Consider the following 4,581-nt stretch of genomic DNA (forward strand, 5'->3'; position numbering starts at 1 on the left):
GGGAGAGTGTCTTTCGCAGACGGGCACCGGCCATTCTGGTTGACCGTCTCTTACATCCGGCCGGTGCTCTCGGCCATATCGTTTCGTGTCGTTTGCCGATGACATCCGCGATCTCAAGGCGCGCGTCTCTCCGTGCTTGAGGTGGTGACCATCCTGACGCCGAGAGCGTCACTGCTCGATGGGGAGGTCGCGGTCACGCGGCGCGGCTACGCCAAGGCGCCCCAGACAACCAAGCGCGCGCGGCCACGACCCGCGCCAGCGCTCACACTATTTTTTGCCGCGTCCGCCTATGCGCCGCCCAATGCGCGGCAGAAGGTGATATTCTGCGCGTGCAAAAGGGCCCTTGTCGTGGGCTATCTGGAATTTCCTCCGGATACGCTTCACCGCAGACGGAGGCCGCTGCTATGCACTTTCACGTATATCGAGACGAAGACCGCGCTGGACACGTTGATCTTGTCGGCGAAGGCGACCAACCGTGGACCATTGACTTGGTCAGCCTGACAGCCGCAGCGATCCTTGTGGTGGGCTTCGCCTGCGCAATCGTGGCACACCTGCTCGTCCGGTAGGCCTTGCGGTCAGTAATGTTTTAGGCCCCCGACGCTAGCCTCGAAGTCCAAGTCGGCACCGTCAACGGCCGGCTCTGGCCGACGCTGACAACCTCGTGCTGGAGATGCTGCGCGCAATCCGGGGCCAGCTCGGTCAGCTTGACGAGAAGGTCGGGCGACTGGAAAACCGCATGCTCGCGGTTGAGCAGCACGTCATCGCGCTCTCGATCGATATCGGCAATCTCAATCAGCGCATGGCGGGCGTCGAACAGCGCCTTGAGCGCATCGAAAAACGGCTCCGCTTGATCGAGGCCTAAGTAAGGGCGTGTACTCATAAAATCGAGCCTAGTGAGCGGAGCATGCTCAAGGTCCGCTTTGGCCCGACAGCGGCGCTAAAGCAGACGTGGCGCCGCTTCGCAGCTGGGCCACGGGCAGACCATCGGACTTCATCGATCGCCTCGTCGGCGCGATTTGCAACTGTCTGAGCTAAGAGGTCTTGTAGGATCACTCCTTTCTTCCCAAGAGCGATAGTGATGTTGTGCTTGAGAGGGCCGACGGACCCAATAAAAGGTACGATGGGGCCGCCATCGCTTCGTGACCGCGCGCGGAACCTGCGCTCCCCCAGGTGCCAACAAGGCTTTTCGGCTCTTGACCCAGCTTGGCCCCTGACACACCCACCTCCGCGTTATTTCCTGGCCTAAAGATCGACACGGCGCCTGATTGAGCGCACAGTGTGCAAGCGTACGCGCGCCCTGGACCAGAACGCGCTATCGCTTCGAGATCAGAAGGGAAGGTAGCAGCGGTGTGAGCCTTTGCTTCACCTCAAAGAAATTTGGGGGATTCCATGACGAACCTGTCTTCGGAAATCTGCCGCCGCGAATTTCTCGTCGCGCTTTCCGCCGTCGCGACCAGCCTTTCCAGCGGACTCATCCTATCAACTGCACTTGCCGAGCAGCAGGACGTTGATCCATTAAAGCTAGCTTTGCTAGTCGAAGCCTCTACTAACGAGGTAATGCGGTCGAAAGGCTATGTGCCCCGATTTCGAGCAATCTCATCGGCGTTGACAAGCTCAAACCTTGACGCCGCAGAGATACTTAAAACGGCCAATCGTATTTCACTCGAACAAGAGCAATTCCAAAGCAGCCGACTAATTGGACGACTTCGTGGTACATTCGCCAGTTCCTCTGAGGCATTGAATGTCTTCGGGTGGCACCGGTCGGTTCTGGATGTCCAAGGATTCGATGGCGTAGTTGATCGCGCCGCAGGGATCGCTTTACTTCTTGGAAATATTGCGGCCCGCTCGTCCAAGCAGTCCGAATTGAATGATTACCTCAATGACCTGCCCGTTTACGGCAGTTCGAGAGCAACGCGGGCAGCCATAACAGGGATGTTCACATCCAGCATTCCAAGGCTTCGTGCCCTAGCTTCAGATCCTGGGATTGAATCCATTGGCGTCCGCCCGACAACCTACCCTACCAATGCCTTGCTCAAGATGCTTCCACTCAATGCAAAAGCATTGGCAGAGAAGGTTCTTGAGATTGGTTTCGACAACAAACATAAAGAACTGCAGGAGCAGCTGGTATTCAGAACTAAGTCGGTCATTTCCGCAGGAAAGCAAGCGTTCGAAACTGAGTCGGGTCATCTGAGGGATGAGCAGACTCGATACAGCTCTGCGCGGCAGCGAGTTGTGACCGTAACACACGATCTCCATGCGGTGACGACCATTGGGGCATTCATTCTGGGAACAGCGCTTGGAGATCGTGCGGCGGAACAAGAATTCACAACGGGTATGCAGGTGGCGAGTTTTGGTCTCAATGCAGGCTTGATGATGAGCACTGGTGGTGTGGGATGCATTGCCTTGGTTGCTGGTCTTGCGTCTGGCCTCCAGGGGATGCGGGGTGACGGCAAACAGAGCGATGCCGTTAAAGAGTTAGCTTCCGAGTTGGCGCAGCAACTTTTAGAGCTCCGACAGGAAATGCTCTCTCGGTTTGACCGCCTGGAGAATTTGCAGATTGAGGCGTTGGACATTCTTCTTGAAGTTAGTCGTGATCTCAGACAACTAAATCTCTCTCTGAGGCAGACACTAAATAAGCTGCAGGTGCAGGTAGCTGAATTCGAGCACTACATCAAAGTACAATATCGCCAGACAAGTCTCGACAATTTTAGTGCTGCGGTCCAGAACGCGAAAGCAGCAATACAGGACGCCAACGATCCGGCGTACAATGCTGAAAAGAAGAATAGCCTTTTGTTTTCTTTTCTCAATCATGCAATTGATATCGCGGCTGACGTCTCGTTCGTTTCGGATTCCGGAGCTTCGATTGCGAATACGGTAAGAAGTTGTGAGCGCCTGGATCTTGCGATCTCCCATATGGGACGCGCTGCCCACCTGTTAAAACTGAAACACGTCCCGAATTTCGACCGAAACCCCATTGAATGGGCCCGAGGCGTGCAAAGTTACATGGAGCTACATTCGAGTCTTAATTTCGAAAGCCCGACGGTAAACGATCGGGCGATGGAGGCGTGGAAAATCGGTCGATCGATGCGGGACTCTTTCGCCGCTCTTTGCACACCGGAGAACGTCGGAATAGCTATCAATTCCTATCGGTCGGCCTGCGAAGAACTCCGCGACCACCTCCTACGGAGCTTGCAGCTCAAGGAGACTAGCGAGAAACATACTCTGCGGGTCGGGCGCCCGCCGTGGCCGCAACAGTGGAACGTAGATGAGTTGCTCAACTGGCCCAAAAAGCATGATATTCCTAGGATATTTTATTTAATTGAACGTGGCCCGTTGGAGGCTTATTGGAAGATTGCAGGGGTTGACCAGTTTCGTGATCCTTTCTTCATTGCTCGTTCGCTAGGGGCTATCTCGCTTCAGGAAACGGCCCGTCGACCGCTGACCTATACAAAATCAACTGGAGAACCTAACGTCAAGATTGTGCAACAGTTTGGCGAGCAAAAGGACTATACCGTTCTCGACCGACATAACGCGGTGATAGAACGCATTTCGGGAATTTCGATTTCAAGAGACTTTCAGGAATACGCCCCAGCTGTTCTGCCCGTCACATTTAACGCTTTCGACTTTTCTTCCACCCCGCAGGGCGTCTCCCCGACAAATAAGGTCGCGGCATTTTGGAACAAATTGTACGATCTCTGTGATGACAAAAAGGAAATTTTAGCTTGGGTGATGGCAGTTACTGCACCTGCGGATGATGATGCGCAGTTAACACCGGTGCAGAGATTTGATGACGTTGCCGCGTCCTTCGCTCTCTATATGACCTTGGTGAGTTGGGCCGTAACTGATCGCATTGACGATCCCTGGGTATCCGGCATTTCTTCGCAGATGTTGCGCTCTATTGATGACATTCAAAAGGAGTTGAACAGTCTGGCCGCCGGAATCTCAAGGTCTCGGTCACCATACTTAGTCCCGTCTATCACCAAAAAACCCGGGCCGGAGGAGTCATTCCTTAGTACCGAAGATCCAGCCGACTATCGGAAAGCCAAGTTCCTATTTTCGCCCGAAGAAGCAAAACGTGATCTCAGGTCGTGGCGCGACCTAAACGTGTTCTTGAACTATAATTCCCTAGCTAATACTGTTCTTTCAAATCATTTAAACAAAACCGTGCGAGATGCAGAGCTAATTCGCAAACAAGTTGCGGTCCACGGTCAACCGATAGCTTATGTTGACAGGATGATGAGCAAATTCACAGCATTTTTGGCGACAAGGGAAGAATGATCTACTAAAGCTCGAAGATGATTGGGAGCTTAAGCGCGTCCTCCTCGGCTGGTGTCAGCTGGATGAGATCTTGAAGCTCATACACAGAATTAATTAAGAGCCGGCGAGTGCGCCGCAGCGGCGGGTTATTGGCCCTTTGCAAAGGTGTCTTGAAGGCTGCATGGCCGCTGAGAGCCGACGGCTTTGGGTCAAAACCGGTAAGGCTCAAGGCGAGCAAATGCTTTCCGGTTTGCCCCGAAGCGGACCTCTGGCCGGCCGTTTATGAGTACACGCCCTAGCACTACTTTGGCAGATTGTCGCTTT

2 protein-coding genes are annotated in these 4,581 nt (G+C 54.1%); both read left to right on the forward strand.

Features of this window, described 5'->3' with window-relative positions; genetic code table 11:
- The first annotated feature begins 670 nt into the window (after positions 1–670).
- Positions 671–862 carry a hypothetical protein gene (locus F758_RS0142645; protein WP_035725303.1) on the forward strand — a complete coding sequence of 64 codons (192 nt, stop codon included), beginning with the start codon at positions 671–673 and terminating at the stop codon, positions 860–862.
- A 527-nt stretch (positions 863–1,389) separates the two neighbouring features.
- A complete protein-coding gene (locus F758_RS0142650; RefSeq protein ID WP_024513464.1) occupies positions 1,390–4,278 on the forward strand; it encodes a hypothetical protein in 2,889 nt (962 codons plus the stop codon).
- Positions 4,279–4,581 lie beyond the last annotated feature (303 nt).

This window comes from Bradyrhizobium sp. ARR65, assembly GCF_000472385.1.
GTDB lineage: Bacteria > Pseudomonadota > Alphaproteobacteria > Rhizobiales > Xanthobacteraceae > Bradyrhizobium.